18 protein-coding genes are annotated in these 16448 nt (G+C 46.1%); 13 read left to right on the forward strand and 5 right to left on the reverse strand.

Translation table 11 applies throughout. The annotated features are described in order from the left end of the window. Nucleotides 1–3 precede the first annotated feature (3 nt). From fliF to fliJ, 5 genes are read left to right on the forward strand one after another with little or no spacing between them, the layout of a single operon-like run. Nucleotides 4–1755 carry a flagellar basal-body MS-ring/collar protein FliF gene (gene fliF, locus R7F64_RS01580; protein ID WP_005384024.1) on the forward strand — a complete coding sequence of 584 codons (1752 nt, stop codon included), beginning with the start codon at nt 4–6 and terminating at the stop codon, nt 1753–1755. Continuing rightward, nucleotides 1724–2737, forward strand: coding sequence for a flagellar motor switch protein FliG (locus tag R7F64_RS01585; protein WP_005375048.1), 1014 nt, complete (start codon nt 1724–1726; stop codon nt 2735–2737). The genes fliF and R7F64_RS01585 overlap by 32 nt, the downstream gene beginning before the upstream one ends. 4 nt (nt 2738–2741) lie before the next feature. After that, nucleotides 2742–3497, forward strand: a complete 756-nt coding sequence (gene fliH / locus R7F64_RS01590; RefSeq protein WP_005375050.1) for a flagellar assembly protein FliH — start codon at nt 2742–2744, stop codon at nt 3495–3497. Beyond that, a complete protein-coding gene (gene fliI / locus R7F64_RS01595; RefSeq protein WP_318071391.1) occupies nt 3490–4836 on the forward strand; it encodes a flagellar protein export ATPase FliI in 1347 nt (448 codons plus the stop codon). The genes fliH and fliI overlap by 8 nt, the downstream gene beginning before the upstream one ends. Before the next feature lie 24 nt (nt 4837–4860). After that, on the forward strand, nt 4861–5301 hold the full coding sequence (fliJ, locus tag R7F64_RS01600) for a flagellar export protein FliJ (protein ID WP_017820533.1): 441 nt from the start codon (nt 4861–4863) through the stop codon (nt 5299–5301). A gap of 16 nt (nt 5302–5317) precedes the next feature. Here fliJ and R7F64_RS01605 read toward each other — a convergent pair whose 3' ends face one another. Together R7F64_RS01605 and R7F64_RS01610 are read right to left on the reverse strand one after the other, a co-directional pair. Continuing rightward, nucleotides 5318–6376 (reverse strand): S1 family peptidase, encoded by a 1059-nt coding sequence (locus R7F64_RS01605; RefSeq protein ID WP_025768593.1) that lies wholly within the window; start codon nt 6374–6376, stop codon nt 5318–5320. A gap of 73 nt (nt 6377–6449) precedes the next feature. After that, nucleotides 6450–7343: a LysR substrate-binding domain-containing protein gene (locus R7F64_RS01610; protein WP_130545755.1), complete on the reverse strand. Its 894-nt coding sequence runs from the start codon at nt 7341–7343 to the stop codon at nt 6450–6452. Between the two features lie 128 nt (nt 7344–7471). Between R7F64_RS01610 and R7F64_RS01615 the strand changes: the two genes are divergently transcribed. The 6 genes from R7F64_RS01615 to R7F64_RS01640 all read left to right on the forward strand — a co-directional run bounded on the left by R7F64_RS01615 (nt 7472) and on the right by R7F64_RS01640 (nt 12711). After that, nucleotides 7472–8395 carry a DMT family transporter gene (locus tag R7F64_RS01615; protein WP_136976832.1) on the forward strand — a complete coding sequence of 308 codons (924 nt, stop codon included), beginning with the start codon at nt 7472–7474 and terminating at the stop codon, nt 8393–8395. Between the two features lie 99 nt (nt 8396–8494). Continuing rightward, nucleotides 8495–8941: an SRPBCC family protein gene (locus R7F64_RS01620; protein WP_005375065.1), complete on the forward strand. Its 447-nt coding sequence runs from the start codon at nt 8495–8497 to the stop codon at nt 8939–8941. Nucleotides 8942–9024: 83 nt separating this feature from the next. Next, the gene (locus R7F64_RS01625; RefSeq protein WP_170960403.1) at nt 9025–9777 is read left to right on the forward strand and encodes a phosphatase; all 753 of its coding nucleotides are present in this window, start codon (nt 9025–9027) and stop codon (nt 9775–9777) included. Between the two features lie 156 nt (nt 9778–9933). Next, nucleotides 9934–10323 carry a cytochrome b562 gene (locus R7F64_RS01630; RefSeq protein ID WP_170893963.1) on the forward strand — a complete coding sequence of 130 codons (390 nt, stop codon included), beginning with the start codon at nt 9934–9936 and terminating at the stop codon, nt 10321–10323. A 173-nt stretch (nt 10324–10496) separates the two neighbouring features. Next, nucleotides 10497–10856, forward strand: coding sequence for a hypothetical protein (locus R7F64_RS01635; RefSeq protein ID WP_080773099.1), 360 nt, complete (start codon nt 10497–10499; stop codon nt 10854–10856). 415 nt (nt 10857–11271) lie between these two features. Further along, on the forward strand, nt 11272–12711 hold the full coding sequence (locus R7F64_RS01640; RefSeq protein WP_318071392.1) for a PepSY domain-containing protein: 1440 nt from the start codon (nt 11272–11274) through the stop codon (nt 12709–12711). A 51-nt stretch (nt 12712–12762) separates the two neighbouring features. On the opposite strand, the gene R7F64_RS01645 is transcribed toward R7F64_RS01640, so the two are convergent. From R7F64_RS01645 to R7F64_RS01655, 3 genes are all read right to left on the reverse strand, one after another. Continuing rightward, a complete protein-coding gene (locus R7F64_RS01645; protein ID WP_132936283.1) occupies nt 12763–13146 on the reverse strand; it encodes a VOC family protein in 384 nt (127 codons plus the stop codon). An 11-nt stretch (nt 13147–13157) separates the two neighbouring features. Further along, nucleotides 13158–14087, reverse strand: a complete 930-nt coding sequence (locus R7F64_RS01650) for a LysR family transcriptional regulator (RefSeq protein ID WP_005384005.1) — start codon at nt 14085–14087, stop codon at nt 13158–13160. 77 nt (nt 14088–14164) lie between these two features. Then, on the reverse strand, nt 14165–14638 hold the full coding sequence (locus tag R7F64_RS01655; protein WP_225477326.1) for a hypothetical protein: 474 nt from the start codon (nt 14636–14638) through the stop codon (nt 14165–14167). A 288-nt stretch (nt 14639–14926) separates the two neighbouring features. Here R7F64_RS01655 and R7F64_RS01660 point away from each other — a divergent pair, with 288 nt between their 5' ends. Both R7F64_RS01660 and R7F64_RS01665 read left to right on the forward strand, forming a co-directional pair. Further along, entirely contained in the window at nt 14927–15610 is a 684-nt protein-coding gene (locus R7F64_RS01660; RefSeq protein WP_318071393.1) for a spondin domain-containing protein, read from the forward strand. A 9-nt stretch (nt 15611–15619) separates the two neighbouring features. Next, a complete protein-coding gene (locus tag R7F64_RS01665; RefSeq protein WP_005443001.1) occupies nt 15620–16315 on the forward strand; it encodes a spondin domain-containing protein in 696 nt (231 codons plus the stop codon). Nucleotides 16316–16448: the final 133 nt, after the last annotated feature.

The following is a 16448-nucleotide window of genomic DNA, read 5'->3' on the forward strand; positions in this document are numbered from 1 at the left end:
TTCATGTCAGAACTAACCCCCCAAGTCGCCGGAAACACAGCTATGGCTACCGGCACAGCACAGACATTTTCTACTGCCAACGGCATGGACGATGTGACAACGAAGCTGAAGCAAATCTGGTCTAGCAGTCAGAGAAACTTAGTGCTATCTGCGGTGTTAGCTGCGATTGTTGCAGCGATTATTGTGGTTGCACTATGGAGTTCCTCGCAGAGCTTTCGTCCGCTCTATAGCCAGCAAGAGCGTTTTGATATCGGCGAAATTGTGTCGGTATTAGAAAGCGAAGGCGTAAGCTACCGCATGCAAGAGCAAAATGGACAAGTTCTTGTACCAGAAGGTGAGGTTGCTAAGGTACGCATGTTGCTTGCATCAAAAGGTGTTAAAGCTAAGCTGCCGACAGGTTTGGATTCGCTCAAGGAAGATAGCTCTCTTGGTACGAGCCAATTTATGGAAACAGCGCGTTATCGTCATGGTTTAGAAGGTGAGTTAGTACGTACTATCATGTCTTTGAACTCAGTAGCGAACGCGCGTGTTCATTTAGCAATACCTCGTCAAACTCTATTCGTCCGCCAAAACAGTGAGAATCCTTCAGCATCTGTCATGCTTGAGCTCAAACCTGGTGAAGACTTAAAGCCTGAACAAGTTGAAGCGATCATTAACCTAGTGGTCGGCAGTGTCACGGCAATGAAGCCAGAATTTGTTTCTGTCATTGACCAGTATGGCCGTCTTCTTAGTGCGGATGTCGCTTCTGCGGAAGCCGGCAAAGTAAACGCGAAATATCTTGAATACCAGAAGAGTGTTGAAAAACAGATCATCCAACGCGCAGCAGATATGCTTACGCCGATTGTGGGGCCGAGTAACTTCCGCGTACAAGTCGCTGCCGATCTGGACTTTAGCCAAGTTGAAGAAACACAAGAAATTTTGGATAACGCGCCGGTTGTGCGTAATGAGCACACCATTCATAACAACTCGGTTGATCAAATTGCGTTGGGTGTTCCTGGTTCTCTAAGTAACCAACCGCCAGTGACAGGATCTGGTGAAGTGGAAACGAACGATAGCCAAAACACGAATGCGCGATCTGAAGTGAATCGTCAATATGCTGTAGGTAGTAGTGTTCGTCGTACTCAATACCAACAAGGCCAAATAGAAAAGCTTAGTGTCTCGGTTCTGTTGAACTCCAAAGCTTCGCCAGATGGTGTGGCGTGGAGTGAAGCCGATAAAGAGCAAATCTCAAACATGATCATGGATGCTGTTGGTATCTCTGCCACACGAGGTGACAGCTTAAGTTTAATGAGTTTCAACTTCACCCCAATCGAAATTGATGCTCCTCCTGCACTGCCGTGGTGGCAAGACCCTACAGTACAGCAGCCAATACGCTACGTTATTGGTGGCTTGTTAGGCTTGGCGATGATCTTCTTCGTACTGCGTCCATTAATCATGCACCTAACTGGCGTTGATAAACCTGTGCCTGAGCTAAATTTTGCTGAGCCTCAGGAAGAACCTGACTACGAAAACTTGCAAACGCGTGAAGAGCGCGAGCATGAAGAAGTACTTGATCGCCGCCTATCTGAAAAAGGCATCTCAGCCTCTTCAGGTTTAGATGTAAACAGCGACATGCTACCACCAGCAGGTTCGCCATTAGAAATTCAATTGAAACACCTACAGCTTATTGCTAATGAAGAGCCAGAGCGCGTAGCCGAAATACTGAAACAATGGGTAAACATCAATGAACACAGTTCTATCAAAGCAGACGCTTAGTTATGTTGAACAAACCGCGCTCGTGCTATTAGGCATGGGCGAGGATGCCGCAGCGAAGGTTTTGCAACACTTTAGCCGTGATGAAACCCAGCGTGTGACTCGTGCAATGGCGAAGTTAAATGGCATTAAGAGCGATTCTGCTCGTGGTGTTATTCAAACTTTCTTTGAAGATTTCCGTGAGCACAGCGGTATTCGAGGAGCCTCTAAGGAATACCTATCTAATACATTGCGTAAAGCGTTGGGTAACGATTTGGCAAAAGGGTTATTGAATACGTTATATGGCGATGAAATTCGCAACAATATGCAGCGCTTACAGTGGGTGGAAGCAGAAACTCTCGCTCGTTTCATTGTGAACGAGCACCCACAAATGCAAGCAATTTTTCTAGCGTATTTGCCAGCGGACAGCTCTTCAGCGGTATTGAAGCACTTGCCACAAGATTACCATGACGAAATTTTGTTCCGTATTGCTCAATTGCAAGATATCGATCATCAAGTTGCCGTTGATTTGCATGAACTCGTTGAGCGTTGCATCGAAAAAGTATCCGCGAGTCAAAGCACGCCGTTATCAGGTGTTAAGCAAGCAGCAGATATCATTAACCGCTTTGAAGGTGACCGTGGTTCATTAATGGAAATGCTGAAGTTGCATGATGAAGATGTTGTTAATGCAATCGAAGAAAACATGTTCGACTTTATGGTTCTTGGCCGACAACGCGAAGAAACCATGGACATGTTGGTGCAGCAGATTCCGCTAGAGTTGTGGGCAGTCGCGCTAAAAGGTTCCGATATTACCTTACAACAAGCTATTAAGCGTTCAATGCCGCAACGTATGGTGAAAGCGCTAGAAGATGACATGGACGCACGCGGCGCTGTTGCGTTAAGTCGAGTTCAAAAAGCACGTCAAGACATCATGCAAATGGTACGTGAGCTGGATGAATCTGGTGAAGTTCAGCTGCTTCTCTATGAAGAGCCAACGGTGGAGTAAGGTCATGCTAGAGACAAAATCAAGTACTATGCGATTGCCTCCGAGCGGGTATCGTTTACACCGTTTTCCTCCTTTAGCGCAACCTAAGACTATCGAAGACGAATTCGGGCTAGATAACCAAGGCTGGCAAGAACCTCAAATAGATATCCAACAGCAACTTGAAGAAGGTTTTCAACAAGGTTTGCAACAAGGACATGAGGAAGGCTTACGCCAAGGTATCGAACAGGGCAAGCAACAAGGTCTGTTGGAAGGCCAAAAAGAAGGTTTCCAAAAAGGCTTTGTTTCCGGTGAGCAGTCTGGAAAGCAAGGCTTTTTGGAGGCGGCGAAGCCTGTCAATGAACTTTTTCACGCCCTTTCTCGTTGGCAAGATGAAAAAGAACAGCAACAACGCCATATGATTTGTGAACTGGTACAAAAGGTAGCTCAGCAAGTGATTCGTGCCGAGCTCACTTTAATGCCTCAGCAGATCCTAGCTTTGGTGGACGAGACATTGTCTGCCATGCCTGGTAAAGCGGAAACAGTAACTGTGCATTTAAATCCGCAAGATTTAGAGCGCATTACTCACATCAATGCTGATTTGCCGCAATCTTGGAAACTGGTCCCTAATACGGAGCTTCCTATTGGTGGCTGTCAGTTAGTGACTGATGACGCAGAAGCGGATGCGAGCTGCGACTCTCGTTTGGAAGCCTGTATGGACAATGTAAAGCAACACCTTTTGGATGAAGTCAGTATTCCACAGGTAGAGTCTGAGCATGAGTAATACCCTAAGCCATGAACTATTAAGTGAGCGTTTGAGCGAAGCCTTGGCTTCGCTCGATTCAATCCCTGTTGCTCGCGTAACAGGGCGATTGATAAAAGTAAACGGCTTAATGTTACAAGCCGTAGGGTGTCGGTTTAAGCTTGAGCAGCGTTGTCTCGTAGAAACCGCGGAAGGCGATATGATCGAAGCGCAAGTTGTGGGCTTTGAACACACTATTGCTTACCTCATGCCTATCCGCCGTTTAGGCGATCTGTTTGCAGGTGCAAAAGTCATCCCTCTTGATGGTGACAGTACCGTGCAGCTAAGCTCTCAGTGGTTAGGACGCGTACTGAATGGTTTAGGTGAGCCGTTAGATGATGGGGCTCCGCTTAAGGGGGGAGATCGAGTTTCACTTGAACCAAAACCGATTAACCCACTGAAGCGACGCCCAGTTGATACACCACTCAACGTAGGCGTGCGAGCGATTAATGGACTATTGACGGTAGGCAAAGGCCAACGTATTGGTTTGATGGCTGGCAGTGGCGTCGGTAAAAGTGTGTTAATGGGGATGATCACCAAAAACACGGAGGCCGATGTAATTGTGGTCGGGCTTATTGGTGAGCGAGGCAGAGAAGTACGTGAGTTTATCGAGAGAAACTTAACCCCAGAAGCGCGCAAGAAAGCGATCATTATCGCGGCTCCTGCTGATGAATCCCCGCTAATGAGGTTAAGAGCGACACTACTTTGTCATCGCGTTTCAGAGTATTTCCGAGACCAAGGCAAAGACGTTCTACTTCTGATGGACTCTCTAACCCGATACGCCATGGCACAGCGCGAAATCGCTCTTTCGCTCGGTGAGCCTCCAGCTTCTCGTGGTTATCCGCCCTCAGTCTTCAGCGTGTTACCTCAACTCCTAGAGCGAGCGGGTAACAGTGAAAATCAACATGGTAGCTTAACGGCAATTTATACCGTATTGGCAGAAGGGGACGACCAACAAGATCCTGTCGTGGATTCCGCGCGCGCCATCTTAGATGGGCATGTCGTTTTATCGCGTCAACTGGCTGAGCAAGGGCATTATCCCGCGATAGATATCAACGCGTCTATTAGCCGTTGTATGAATACTTGTACGCAGGACGCACACAGCACGATTGCGAATAACTTCCGTCAAATGTACTCCAACTACCTTCAGGTTAAAGAGTTACTGCCATTAGGGGGTTATCAACCAGGACAAGATCCTGAGTTAGATCAATCTGTTGCTATGTATCCAAATTTGCGTGCATATCTACAACAAGCTGCCAACGAGTCTGTAGATTACCCAACCAGTTTGACCGAGCTCGCGCAGCTTTTTCAAAGTGCTTAATCAAATGGGAGTGACAAGGCTGAAATGAAATCCAAGTTAAAAGCCGTAGGCAAGTTACAGCAAATGGAAGAAAAACAGCGTGACCGTGTGGGTCAACAACTTGATGCCATGCGTCAGCGTCACTCCCATCTTTCAATGCAATTGGAACAGTTGTCGGCGTTGAAAGGCCACGCTGGACAATCAACCCGAACCGGCCCGACGCTGACGAGCGCGGCTTTGATGAACTTTAATCGTGTTGACCAAATGCTACAAAGAATGCTTCGTCACCACGAGCAAGAGCAAGCCGTTATGCAAGCGGAATGTGCATCTGTACAGAAAACGCTAGAACACAAGCACGCACGCGTTCAAGGGTTAGAAAAAGTGCTTGATCGTTGGCGTACTAAGCAGAACTATGAAAAAGCGAAAAAAGAGCAAAAGATGATTGAAGACATCATTAACTCTCGCGTTAAGCGCAAGATATTATGATGTCTTGTTGACGCTACTAGGAGCGCGAATAATTTCTGCGGTGTCTTAGCCAACCAAACCAGCCTCCAAGCATGATCAACCCTGATCCGAGAGCACCGCCGCCACTGCTGCCGTTGTTACCAAAGCCAGATGTGTTGGTATCGACAGGCTCAAAGCCAGAGTCCCCTTCGCTATGATAATCTTCCGAACTTGCTAAGAGGGCGTTATAACTGGTTTTTACACCTGAGCTGGTTTGGGTCTCAATCCATGTTGCATAGTTCAAAATCTCGGTAAACACACTTGGAATCGCAGCGGATTCGCAAACTGAAGAACCGTAGCTCACAATGCCAATTTGCTGATACATGCCATTATTGTCTTGATAGGTGAGAGGACCGCCTGAGTCACCACGACAGATACCAGTGTAGCTTCGTTCAGGAAATCCATTCGCACATAAACTTTCCTGAGCGTTAAACCCTGTTACCAACGAAGCGCATTGGGTGTCGGTAAGGGGTTTTACTTCTGCCCAGCGTAAATAGTTAGGGGGGCTTTCATCATTGGTTGAGGTCTGACCTAAACCGAATATCTGATAAACTGACTTGCTGCTGTAGTCTCCAAAGTCTTGCGGTAAAGTGATGGATTGGACGTTATCGGTGATAGGTCTAGTCAATTCAAGGACAGCGATGTCATTAATCCATAAATCGCTAGGCACATAATCAGGATGAATCGTGATAGAGCGAACATCTTTGAATTCTTCAACAAACACGTCATTCATCGTAGGGTTTTTGACTAACACTCGTAGGTCGTTGATTGTCCAGCCGTCAGTAAAAACGCTTGGTTCTACGCAGTGAGCCGCAGTTAAAATGAAGCGGTCGTTTACAATGGTTCCCCCACAAATATTGGCAAACTGATTAGCGCCAGTTTTATGTAGAATAAGACGTGCAAAAAAAGGAAGTTGGTTTTGGGTAGCCTGCTGACCCCCAATAATTGCCGTGGAGATCCCTTGTTCTGAAAGGCGGTTATCATTTTCTACTTCAGCGGTCGTACTCAAAGATACTGCAAAACAGAGTGCGCTTAGCCATATTTGATACTGCTTCATAAACCATCCTTGGATGAAAAGTGCTCTTCTAACTTTATACTAGTTTTTCAGTGAATGTGCTTAACAAAAGTTTCTAATAGTTGAATGATTGTTGTAGCCAAGATCGCAACAGATGAAACGATTCAAGCTTTAGCTTGTGTGGCGGGCATACAAAGTAAAGCTGTTGATGAGGATTAATGACGGGTTCACCCAGCTCGATTAGCTGACCATATTTGATGTCATCCTTCACAAACAAGCGATGAGTGACCAATAACCCCAAACGACGAGTTGTGGCCTGGACGGCTTGTATCGACATGTTAAAAGTGATTGGTTTTTTATTTTTAGGTCGCTGGATACCCGTCGCGTCCAGCCACACGTTCCAGTCATTTTTTCTTCGTTCGTTAGTAACTTCAATGATGGGATACTGCTTTAAGAGTTGAGTGATGTTTGAGTCTTTTGTCTTCGCTATCAATTCAGGACTGCATACCAAAACCAGTTCATCTTCACTGAGCTTTTCGCAGTAGTAATCCTGCCATTCTTCGGGATTTCCATGCACCAAGGCCGCGTCGATACCTTCTTGTTCTAAATTGAATCTGCCAGACAGGTTTGATAAACGAACGTCTAATTGAGGAGCAAACCCTTGTAAATCGGACATTCGAGGAATCCACCAGTGAAGAGCCAATGAATTCACCATATTGAGCGTAACACGTTGCAAGTTCTGATCTTGGATGAGTGCTTCCGTTGCATCGACAATTTGCTCTAAAGCGGGTGCCACCTTTCGGTAATACTTTTTACCGTCCGCATTGAGTTGAACTTGTCTGCCTATGCGATCAAACAAAGGCTTGTTGACTTGACTCTCCAGCGATTTAATCGCCTGACTTACGGCTGAGTGGCTCACACTTAATATATGTGCTGCTTCTGTCATGCTGCCAGACTCAGCTACTGCAACAAATGCGTAGATGGACTTTAAGGGGACTAGTTTCCGCATAATTTAAAAACCGTAGCTGGTGATAGATAAGTTAAACTGTAAGTTTTTCTTACATCAATGGTTAATATTATTCGCTATTTACGATAAGTGATGTCTTTTAAAATGCTCCATATATTAAGGAGTATTGAATGAATGCTGTAAATAAATCTATCCTTTTCATGTTGATGTCTACGTTAAGCTTATCTGTTACTGGACTGTTAGCAAAGCAGTTGTCAGGCGAACTTTCCGTCACACTATTTAGCTTCTTACGTTTTTTGGTGCCTGCGCTTATCTTGCTTATTTTACTTCGTGTGAAAAACCTTACCTTTCCTAAATCGGGCACGCTAAAGCCTATTTTATTGCGTGCTCTTTGTATCGGTTTGTCACAACTTTGCTTTATCGCGTCATTACAAACGTTAACGCTCGTTGAAGGGGTTGTGTTGTTTGCTACTGGCCCATTATTTATTCCCTTGGTTGAAAGGCTGTTCATGAGAGGGCGCATTCGTGTTTCAACATTGGCGGCTTTAGCAATGGCGTTCACTGGTGTGGTTATGTTGGCGGGCGGTGGAAGTGAGATTACATGGCGAGCGGATTTATTGCTCGGCTTGGCTGGTGGACTCTTCAATTCTGGTTCTCAGCTTACGTTATATAAAGTGAGTAAAACAAATATGTCGCCGCTAGAAATCAACTTTTGGGCGTTTGGTTTTGCTGCCGTATTTCTGTTGCCGCTAACTTTGTTTAATGACTTCGACGCGTTACTTAATATGAGTGTTATGGCGCCTGAGATTTCTTCAAATACGCTGTGGATCGGTATGATGTCTCTGATGATCATTAACACCCAAGTTTTTCGCTCCAAAGCATATAAACTGGCAAGCAGTGGCTCTCAACTTGCGCCACTCATTTTTACTAACTTATTGTTCACTGCGGTTTGGCAGAGCCTGTTTTTTGAAGACCGAATGAGTCAAAGTCAAATTGTCGGGATGAGTTTAATAGTGCTCGCAATCATACTGAACACATGTTGGGTTCGTTTTACGGCGCATCGCAGTGGTGGTTTACAAGCGAGAACTTCTTAGTCTGTCGGAAAATGAAGGGGGCAGGTAGATAAATTGGTCGTGTGGTTTGATTTTTCTTGAGTATGGGCTAGCGTCAAGAAAGGTTCAGGGAGAGAAATCATGCTTACGCTAAATTATTACGTCGAAATTTCGGCGACACCGCAACGAGTGTGGGAAGTGCTAACCGATGTTGAGTTGTATAAACGTTGGGCACAAGCCTTTTCACCGCAGTCTCAATTTGAAGGAGCTTGGGAAGAAGGAGGTGGCATCACTTTTTTTGATCCAGATATGGGCGGGACAAGGGCGATCATAGATACGGTGCTACCGCTTCAAAAACTTGAATTTCATCATGTTGCCATTTTTAATCCGGATAATCGTCAACAACTCGATGCTGACCTAGCATCTAGGTGGATCGGATCGCGAGAGATCTACCAGATCGATACCAACAACGATCGTTTACTACTCAATGTTACCATTCATACTCACAACGACTTTGTTTCCATGTTTAATCACGGATGGGAAAAAGCTTTACCCTTGATAAAAGCCATTAGTGAAGAGCAAGCTTAGGGTTCTTGCTTATCTTGGGCTGACGATGCGTTGCCTGAAGGTATACAATAGCACGCAAGATAGCGCACCTAAGAGAGTGGATGATGGAATTTAAAGTTGATACCCATACACATACGTACGCCAGTGGTCACGCGTACAGTACCTTGCTTGAAAATGCAAAGTTGGCAAAAGAGAACGGGCTGGATATGTTCTGCACGACCGATCACGCAGAATCAATGCCGGGTGCGCCTCATTACTGGTTCTTCTCGAACCAGAAAATTCTGCCTCGTTTTCTTGAGGGGGTTGCGATTATTCGTGGCGTTGAATCCAACATTATGAATACCGAAGGCGACATTGATATTCCACTGAGTGTGGACCGCAACTTAGATTGGGTGATCGCGAGTTTTCATGAACCCGTTTTTCGTCCTGCAAACAAGCAAACTCACACGGAAGCACTTGTTAATGTCATTCAGAGTGGCCGTATTGATGCGCTCGGTCATCTTGGTAATCCAAATTTCGACTTTGATTTTCAGACCGTTTTAGCGTGCGCGAAAGAGCACAATGTCGCGATTGAAATTAACAACACCACTCTGAAGGGCAATAGCCGAGTAGGCAGCGTAGACCGTTGCCACGAGATTGCACAAATCGGGAAAGATCTCGGTGTTTTCTTCACCACGGGCAGTGACGCGCACTTCTGTCACGATGTTGGTAATCTGGAGTTGGTTGGAGAGTTAATGGACAAAGTGGGTATTGATAGCAAGAAAGTGATTACTCACACCGCTCAGCAGTTTTTGTCTTTCTTAGCTTTGAGAGGCCGTAAACCAATTGCAGAATATGACAGCATTCTCAACGCATAAACTTGATTACATTTAAGGTATGCACCTGACGCCAGATTGCTTTACACTGCGACCCGGAAATACTCAAATAAGCTAGTTTTTCGCCTTTTATGGCGTAGGTTATTTGGGTGAATAAAGCCGACACAGAATTCGGCACTATAAATGGAGAAGTGAAAAATGTTACGTCCTTTAGTCCTAGGGTGTGCGATTGCGTTTGGCTCAACATACGCAATGGCAGAAGCGGTTGATTTAAAACAAAACATGAAACAGATGAAGATGGAATTCAAACAGGCGGCAGAAGCGTCTGATGTTGAAACCATGAAATCTGCGATTGATAGCTTGCAAGCGATCGTTGAACAATCTAAGCGTGGTAATTACCCACCAGAGAAGTTCGATATCTACCTAGAAGGCTTTAACAAGCTGACGGTAACGCTAGATAAGATTGAAGCGGATCTTGATGCGGGCAAGCTAGAAGAAGCGAAAGACCAACTGCGTGAAATCGATAGCCTTCGTGAAGAGTACCACGACAAACGCAACCCAAGTATCTGGAGCAAACTGTTTAGCTAACCGTTTATCCAAATTGAAGAAATGACCATCAGCCTGCCACTTCGGCGGGCTTTTTTGTGCCTGTCAATCGAGGTATTCAAGAAAACCTGTGAGGTAGCAGCCACTTATTGATCCTGTTTTTGAGCTACCACTCAGAATTAGTTACGCTGTGTGAAATTTGTTAAGTCACCGTTATGCGTAGATTAATTCCTTTTTACCGCTCGATGTTATTTGCTAGTGCTCTCAGTTGGGCGCTAGTGACGCTGATGCCTGTTATCAATGCTCATGGTAACAGCATGGGCGTGTGGGCAACGCTATGTACGCTTAACGGTTTTGAATTGGTTCAAATAGAAGAGGGCGACAATTCTGTCAGCCACAAAGGTAAGCCTTGTCCGTTTAGCCACTTCTCGACTTTTCATCACGATACACTTCCAACGACACCAATACTCTCAAGACTGAGCTTGGTGATTTCTGACAGCTACGCTTATTTGGCTCTAAGTGTGCGATTTGAAACACCAGTTCCTCGAGCGCCGCCAGTTTCCCTTTTCTCATAACAAAAACAATTACACGATACCCAAGTAACCTCGAGATGCTTGGTTCAGCGAGAATGACTTGGTTTGTAGACGCGGCGGCGATTTAAAGGTCTAGTGGGTCTAAATCAAGATATCGACAACAAAGTATACAAGCCAAGGCAACTCGCCCTTCGGGAGCGTGTCATTGCTCCGATTGCTGCTTCAAACAACTTGGAAAGAGTTGTCTATTACACAGCGTTGTTTTCTTTGCACTCGAATCAATGACAACGCTCTGAATCCAGCATCTTGAAGTCACTTGGGTATATAGTCAGCAACACTGCCACTTCGAGCAGTGGTACTCCCAAATCTAAGTCAAATAGCGCCGCATACGAATGCGTATGTGCAGGATGCGTTTGGCTGAATTTGGGTGTTCAACAATGAAAAAAGGAAAATACACATGTTGAGAAACTCGGCAAAGCCTCAACTCAAGGAAGCCTCACGCGCAAAATCCATCTACTTTATGACTTGGCGATGGCACTTCTACGCAGGTTTGTTCGTCATTCCATTTATGCTCATGCTTTCCCTCACGGGATTGGTGATGTTGTTTGATGACGAAATCGAACTGGCTCGATACGAAGCGACACTACAAGTTTCACCACAAGAGCAAATGGTTCCTGTCTCTGCACAATTAGAAACCGTCAAGCAGGCGTATCCCGATTTTAATGTCACTCAGTTTGTACCTGCTAAAACGGCCGATATGGCCAACCGATTCTCGATTCAAAACCAAGAAGGCAGCTCGCTGATTGTTGCAGTAAATCCTTACACAGGAGACGTACAAGGCACCATTAATCGTGGTGATAGCATCTATGAACTGATGAACAGCATTCACGGCACGTTGCTCATCGGCGACCTAGGCGACCGTTTAATTGAAATCGCCGCAAGTCTGGGGATTTTGCTGTTGGTGTCTGGTTTGTACCTTTGGTTACCGAGAGACAACGCCAGCCGCGCCGGCTTTTTGAAAATTCGCCTTAACAATGGCCCTCGAATGTTGATGCGTGACCTGCATGCGAATTTAGGTGGTGTACTGTCGCTTGTTCTGTTGTTCTTTTTGATTTCAGGATTGTCGTGGGCAGGGATCTGGGGGGCGAAAATGGTGCAAGCTTGGAATACCTTCCCAACCTATTACACATGGGGTGAGAAACCGGAATCTACACTGACACACAAAGATCTTAACCATGGCGCTTCAGAAGAGATGCCATGGAACTTAGAGCTTGCTGCTGTGCCAGAGTCGAAAGACAAACCCGCTCATGATCATGCCAATATGAAGGAAGAGATGGCATACGCAGGCAATAATGATGTGCTCTCTATTGATGATATCATCCTCAAAGCTGAAATGATGGGCTTCACTGGTTATAAGCTGTTTTTGCCGCGCTCTGAGACGGGCGTTTACACCGTTGCAGCTAACTCTATGGGTGGCGATATTTCCGACCCAAGACAAGATCGCACCAGCCACTTTGACCAATATTCCGGTCGCTTGTTGGTGGATGTCACATGGCAAGATTACAGTTTGTTTGCCAAGTTCATGGCGGCAGGTGTGTCATTGCATCAAGGCGATGTCAGTGTGTTTAACAAAGTGCTCAACGTGGTGTTCTGTTTGGCGTTCATCTTAATCTCAATCACAGGTGCGGTGATGTGGTGGATTCGCAGGCCAAGTCGCAGTGCTGCATTGGGTGCGCCACCTAAGTTTCAGCAAGACGGTATTTGGAAGCTTGGCTTAGTAACGTTGGTAGTATTGTGTCTGGCGTTCCCGATGGGCGGTTTGGCGATTGTTACGGTTCTCACTCTGGATTGGCTGTTGTTCAACCGCGTTGAGAAGCTGAAAACGGCGTTGAATTAGTAACAGACAAAGAATGAAATAGTAAAAGAGCCAGCGACGTGCTGGCTCTTTTTATTTCTGGTAAATCTCCAGCGGCAAGCCATCTGGGTCTTGGAAGAAGGTAAAGGCTTTGCCTGTGAATTCGTCAATACGAATTGGCTCAACTTCAACGTCATTCGATTCTAGGTAGGTTTTCACCTGTTCAACATCATCAACCAAAAAAGCGAGATGCCTTAGCCCTTGTGCTTCAGGAAAGCTCGGTCTCTCTGGTGCGCCCGGAAAGCTAAACAGTTCAACTTGGCTGCCGTCAGGTAAAGCGAGGTCAAGCTTGTATGAGTCTCTGGCTTCGCGATAGTTCTCAGCAATGACTTTCAATCCCAACACTTCAGTGTAAAAGCGTTTTGACCTTGAGTAATCGTTGCAAATGATCGCGACGTGATGAATGGCATTAAACATGGTTAGCCTCTTCAAGCATGGTTAGTATCGTCGGAGACTAAATGCTCCTTAACGAAGTCGATAAACACGCGCAGACGAGCAGGCATGTATTTGGTTTGCGCATACTGCATCGCGATAGCGCCGTGGTAGTTACTCTTGATCATCCAATCCGGTAGTACCTCCACCACTTCACCTTGCTCTAACGCGTCTTTGATCACGAAGTCATGGAAGATCCCAATTCCCAAGCCAGACTTAACCCCATTCAAGCGCATTTGAGAGTGGTTGACGGCGTAACGCCCGCTTACTGCAATCGAATGAAAGGCTTCCTCTTTAAAGAACGACCAGATGTTGTCTTTGTCGTTCTCGGCAAGGTAAATGCAGTCGTGCTGCTCAAGCTCGGTTGGGTGCTCAGGCATACCATGTTTGGCTAGGTAATCTGGAGAAGCACACAAAACAAGATTGGTCTTGCTGATCTCTTTGAGGACCAGATTCTCATCGGGTTTGTCGGTGAGCTTGAATGCGACATCAATACCTTGGCGGAACAGATCAATCTCACCATCTGCTGCACGCAGCTTAAGCTGTATATTTGGATAACGCTCTAGGAATGGCAACACAAACGGTTGAAGCACCGAATTAAGAAATGCTTCAGGGGCAGCCACTGTGAGTGCACCTGTTGGCTCAGCATGATCTTCTGCAGATAACTCAACGGCTTGCTGCGCAGCATTCACCATTGCAATGCTTTGGTCGTAAACCTTTTGCCCAGCTTGAGTGATGATCAACTTACGAGTCGTGCGCTCAAACAGTTTCACCGAGAGGGCTTGCTCTAATCGTGTGATCAACTTACTTAAAGCCGATGGCGTTACGCCGAGTTGTTTAGCAGCAGCGGTAAAACTGCCTTCGTTTACCACCAAGATAAACGAAGCAAGATCAGGAAGTAGGGCAATGAGTTTTGGATTAACCATAATTGTTCAGTTCTGCGCAGCGGAATAACGATATTGTCTGGTACGGTTTCACGAGGTTCAAGTGTCACCGTCTCGCTTTAACGATATTTTGCCAAAAATGCATTGAGTGCAGGCAAGCCAGATTCACCAGTATGGTATTGCTGCCAACAGTGATAAATGGCCGTTTCATGGTCTGCAATTAACTCGATAGCTTCTCGCTCAGCGATTGAATACTGCTGTGAAGCTTTCACTTCTTCATACCACTCTCGATACTTGACCTCATAAGGTTCTACCCACTTCAGAAGAGTCGCCACCAACTCTTGCCATGGTAAACCAATCCACTTGGTTGCATCTGCCAAGCCTTTATCAAACATCTCTTGGTGTCGGCTTTCGATATCCATGCCATTTGTCAGCAGTACAGGTTTGAGCTTTTCTGCGGTGAGTTCTTCCACTTCAATCAAGGTTTTCCACAGTGTTTGTTGTTCGCTTTGGGCGTAATGGCTCAAGTAGTGGTTGAAAAAAGCGATGCCGTAAATTTCGCCATAGTAGGCAGACAGAACGTTATGAATCATGGTGAGAATCGTGATTTAAACAGGGAATACTGCATTTTAGGAGGGGAAAGCGCGAAGTGTAAATACCTGATTAAGAGTAAAAAAGTGCTGCTGACAGAATTCGAACAGAACTTGTGAGAATTTTATGAGAATTCGATGAAGTTGCTGATAGATTTGCTCGTCATTCTTAGAGGCAAGAACGCAAAACGTTCGAAACGTAATGCTTAACCTACTCAAGTCACGAACAAAGAAGTAAAGCCGTACACATGGGCTTGGGTAGTTCAACCCTCATTAAAGGATGGAATCACAATGAAAAAACGTACCCAACTCGGACTCGTCATGACTTCAGTCGCTATGGCACTAGGCTCTGCATCAGTGAATGCGGTGGAATTGGAAATCACCGTGACAAACGCAACCAAAGGCATCTACTTTACGCCACTTATTGTTGCTGCACATGGCTCTGATCTTCAAATGTTCAGAACGGGTCAAGCAGCAACGCCAGAACTAGAAGCAATGGCAGAAGGTGGTGATATCTCTGGGCTTGCTAGTGTGATTGGTAACGCTGGTGGTGCGGTGGTTGAGAACCCTGCTGGTGGCATTTTGAATCCAGGTGTTGCAACCACCTTCACCTTGGATAGTGGCGACCACGGTTATCTTTCTCTGAGCGCGATGTTGCTGCCAACCAATGATGGTTTCGTCGGTCTAGATAGCTGGAAGATTCCAACGGAAGCGGGTACATACCGAGCAACGCTAAGAAGTTACGATGCCGGTACAGAAGCGAACGATGAACTTGCGTCTAGCATGCCAAACCCACCTTTCATTACCTTTGGTACTGGCGGCACAGGCGTTGAAGCAACGGTAACTAACGACAAAGTTCACGTGCATCCGGGTAACCTTGGTGATAGCGATCCAGCCGGCGGCATCAGTGACCTAGACAGCAGCAGCCATCGTTGGTTAAACCCAGTTGCAACCATCACAATCGTTGTGAAGTAAGGGGGATGTATGAAATACAGAATCTTACTAGTTGCAGCTTCAGTCGGCTTGCTCGCCGGTTGTCCAAGCGATGATGATAACGATGTAGTGAAATCGTACCGCTACACCGTCAACGTGGCGAACTTGACTGCGAATCAACCTATGTCTCCGCTCGCGGTACTCACTCACAATGGTGACTACCAACTGTTTGAAATTGGACAAGCCGCATCTGTTGAACTTGAGCATCTTGCCGAAGGCGGGAGTAACGCTGAGCTGATTGAGTTGATGAACAGCAATGACAGTGTTTACCAAGGCATTTCGGGCAATGGATTGGTGTTGCCGGGTGCATCGGACGAAGTCACCATCACGGTTGACCCTAGTCGTTACGGTTACTTGTCTGTGGCGTCTATGTTTGTGAATACCAATGATGCCTTTGTTGGTGAAACGGGGCTATCGCTCAAATCGCTCGCAGTGGGTGAAAGCTATGAAATGAGCATGAACGTTTGGGATTCCGGCACGGAACTGAATGATGAGCTTGCCGCAACCATTCCGGGCCCAGCAGGTGGCGGTGAGGGTTTCAATGCCGCTCGTAATGACAGCAGTGACGTTGTTGCATTCCATGCGGGTGTTGTTAGCCAAGATGATGGATTAGCAAACTCAGCACTCTCTGCGAACCATCGTTTCTTGAACCCAGGTGCGAAAGTCACCATCACTCGAGTCGAGTAACACAGGCTCCGATGACGTCTCCTTTCCAAAGCGCTTGTAGCCGAGCGCTTTATCCCTCATGGCGTCATCGGAACCTTTTTTGAAAGAATTTCTAATTTGTTCCGGTCATGTGCAAAGTGAGGATACTCGAAGG

The sequence above is a fragment of the Vibrio sp. Vb1980 genome (genome assembly GCF_033338615.1).
In the GTDB taxonomy this organism is placed as follows: domain Bacteria; phylum Pseudomonadota; class Gammaproteobacteria; order Enterobacterales; family Vibrionaceae; genus Vibrio; species Vibrio alginolyticus.

Excerpts from the sequence above, each read along its gene's own strand:
- fliF (WP_005384024.1), top strand. The coding sequence starts at position 4 with ATGTCAGAACTAACCCCCCAAGTCGCCGGAAACACAGCTATGGCTACC.
- R7F64_RS01585 (WP_005375048.1), top strand. The coding sequence starts at position 1,724 with ATGAACACAGTTCTATCAAAGCAGACGCTTAGTTATGTTGAACAAACC.
- fliH (WP_005375050.1), top strand. The coding sequence starts at position 2,742 with ATGCTAGAGACAAAATCAAGTACTATGCGATTGCCTCCGAGCGGGTAT.
- fliI (WP_318071391.1), top strand. The coding sequence starts at position 3,490 with ATGAGTAATACCCTAAGCCATGAACTATTAAGTGAGCGTTTGAGCGAA.
- fliJ (WP_017820533.1), top strand. The coding sequence starts at position 4,861 with ATGAAATCCAAGTTAAAAGCCGTAGGCAAGTTACAGCAAATGGAAGAA.
- R7F64_RS01605 (WP_025768593.1), bottom strand. The coding sequence starts at position 6,376 with ATGAAGCAGTATCAAATATGGCTAAGCGCACTCTGTTTTGCAGTATCT.
- R7F64_RS01610 (WP_130545755.1), bottom strand. The coding sequence starts at position 7,343 with ATGCGGAAACTAGTCCCCTTAAAGTCCATCTACGCATTTGTTGCAGTA.
- R7F64_RS01615 (WP_136976832.1), top strand. The coding sequence starts at position 7,472 with ATGAATGCTGTAAATAAATCTATCCTTTTCATGTTGATGTCTACGTTA.
- R7F64_RS01620 (WP_005375065.1), top strand. The coding sequence starts at position 8,495 with ATGCTTACGCTAAATTATTACGTCGAAATTTCGGCGACACCGCAACGA.
- R7F64_RS01625 (WP_170960403.1), top strand. The coding sequence starts at position 9,025 with ATGGAATTTAAAGTTGATACCCATACACATACGTACGCCAGTGGTCAC.
- R7F64_RS01630 (WP_170893963.1), top strand. The coding sequence starts at position 9,934 with ATGTTACGTCCTTTAGTCCTAGGGTGTGCGATTGCGTTTGGCTCAACA.
- R7F64_RS01635 (WP_080773099.1), top strand. The coding sequence starts at position 10,497 with ATGCGTAGATTAATTCCTTTTTACCGCTCGATGTTATTTGCTAGTGCT.
- R7F64_RS01640 (WP_318071392.1), top strand. The coding sequence starts at position 11,272 with ATGTTGAGAAACTCGGCAAAGCCTCAACTCAAGGAAGCCTCACGCGCA.
- R7F64_RS01645 (WP_132936283.1), bottom strand. The coding sequence starts at position 13,146 with ATGTTTAATGCCATTCATCACGTCGCGATCATTTGCAACGATTACTCA.
- R7F64_RS01650 (WP_005384005.1), bottom strand. The coding sequence starts at position 14,087 with ATGGTTAATCCAAAACTCATTGCCCTACTTCCTGATCTTGCTTCGTTT.
- R7F64_RS01655 (WP_225477326.1), bottom strand. The coding sequence starts at position 14,638 with ATGATTCATAACGTTCTGTCTGCCTACTATGGCGAAATTTACGGCATC.
- R7F64_RS01660 (WP_318071393.1), top strand. The coding sequence starts at position 14,927 with ATGAAAAAACGTACCCAACTCGGACTCGTCATGACTTCAGTCGCTATG.
- R7F64_RS01665 (WP_005443001.1), top strand. The coding sequence starts at position 15,620 with ATGAAATACAGAATCTTACTAGTTGCAGCTTCAGTCGGCTTGCTCGCC.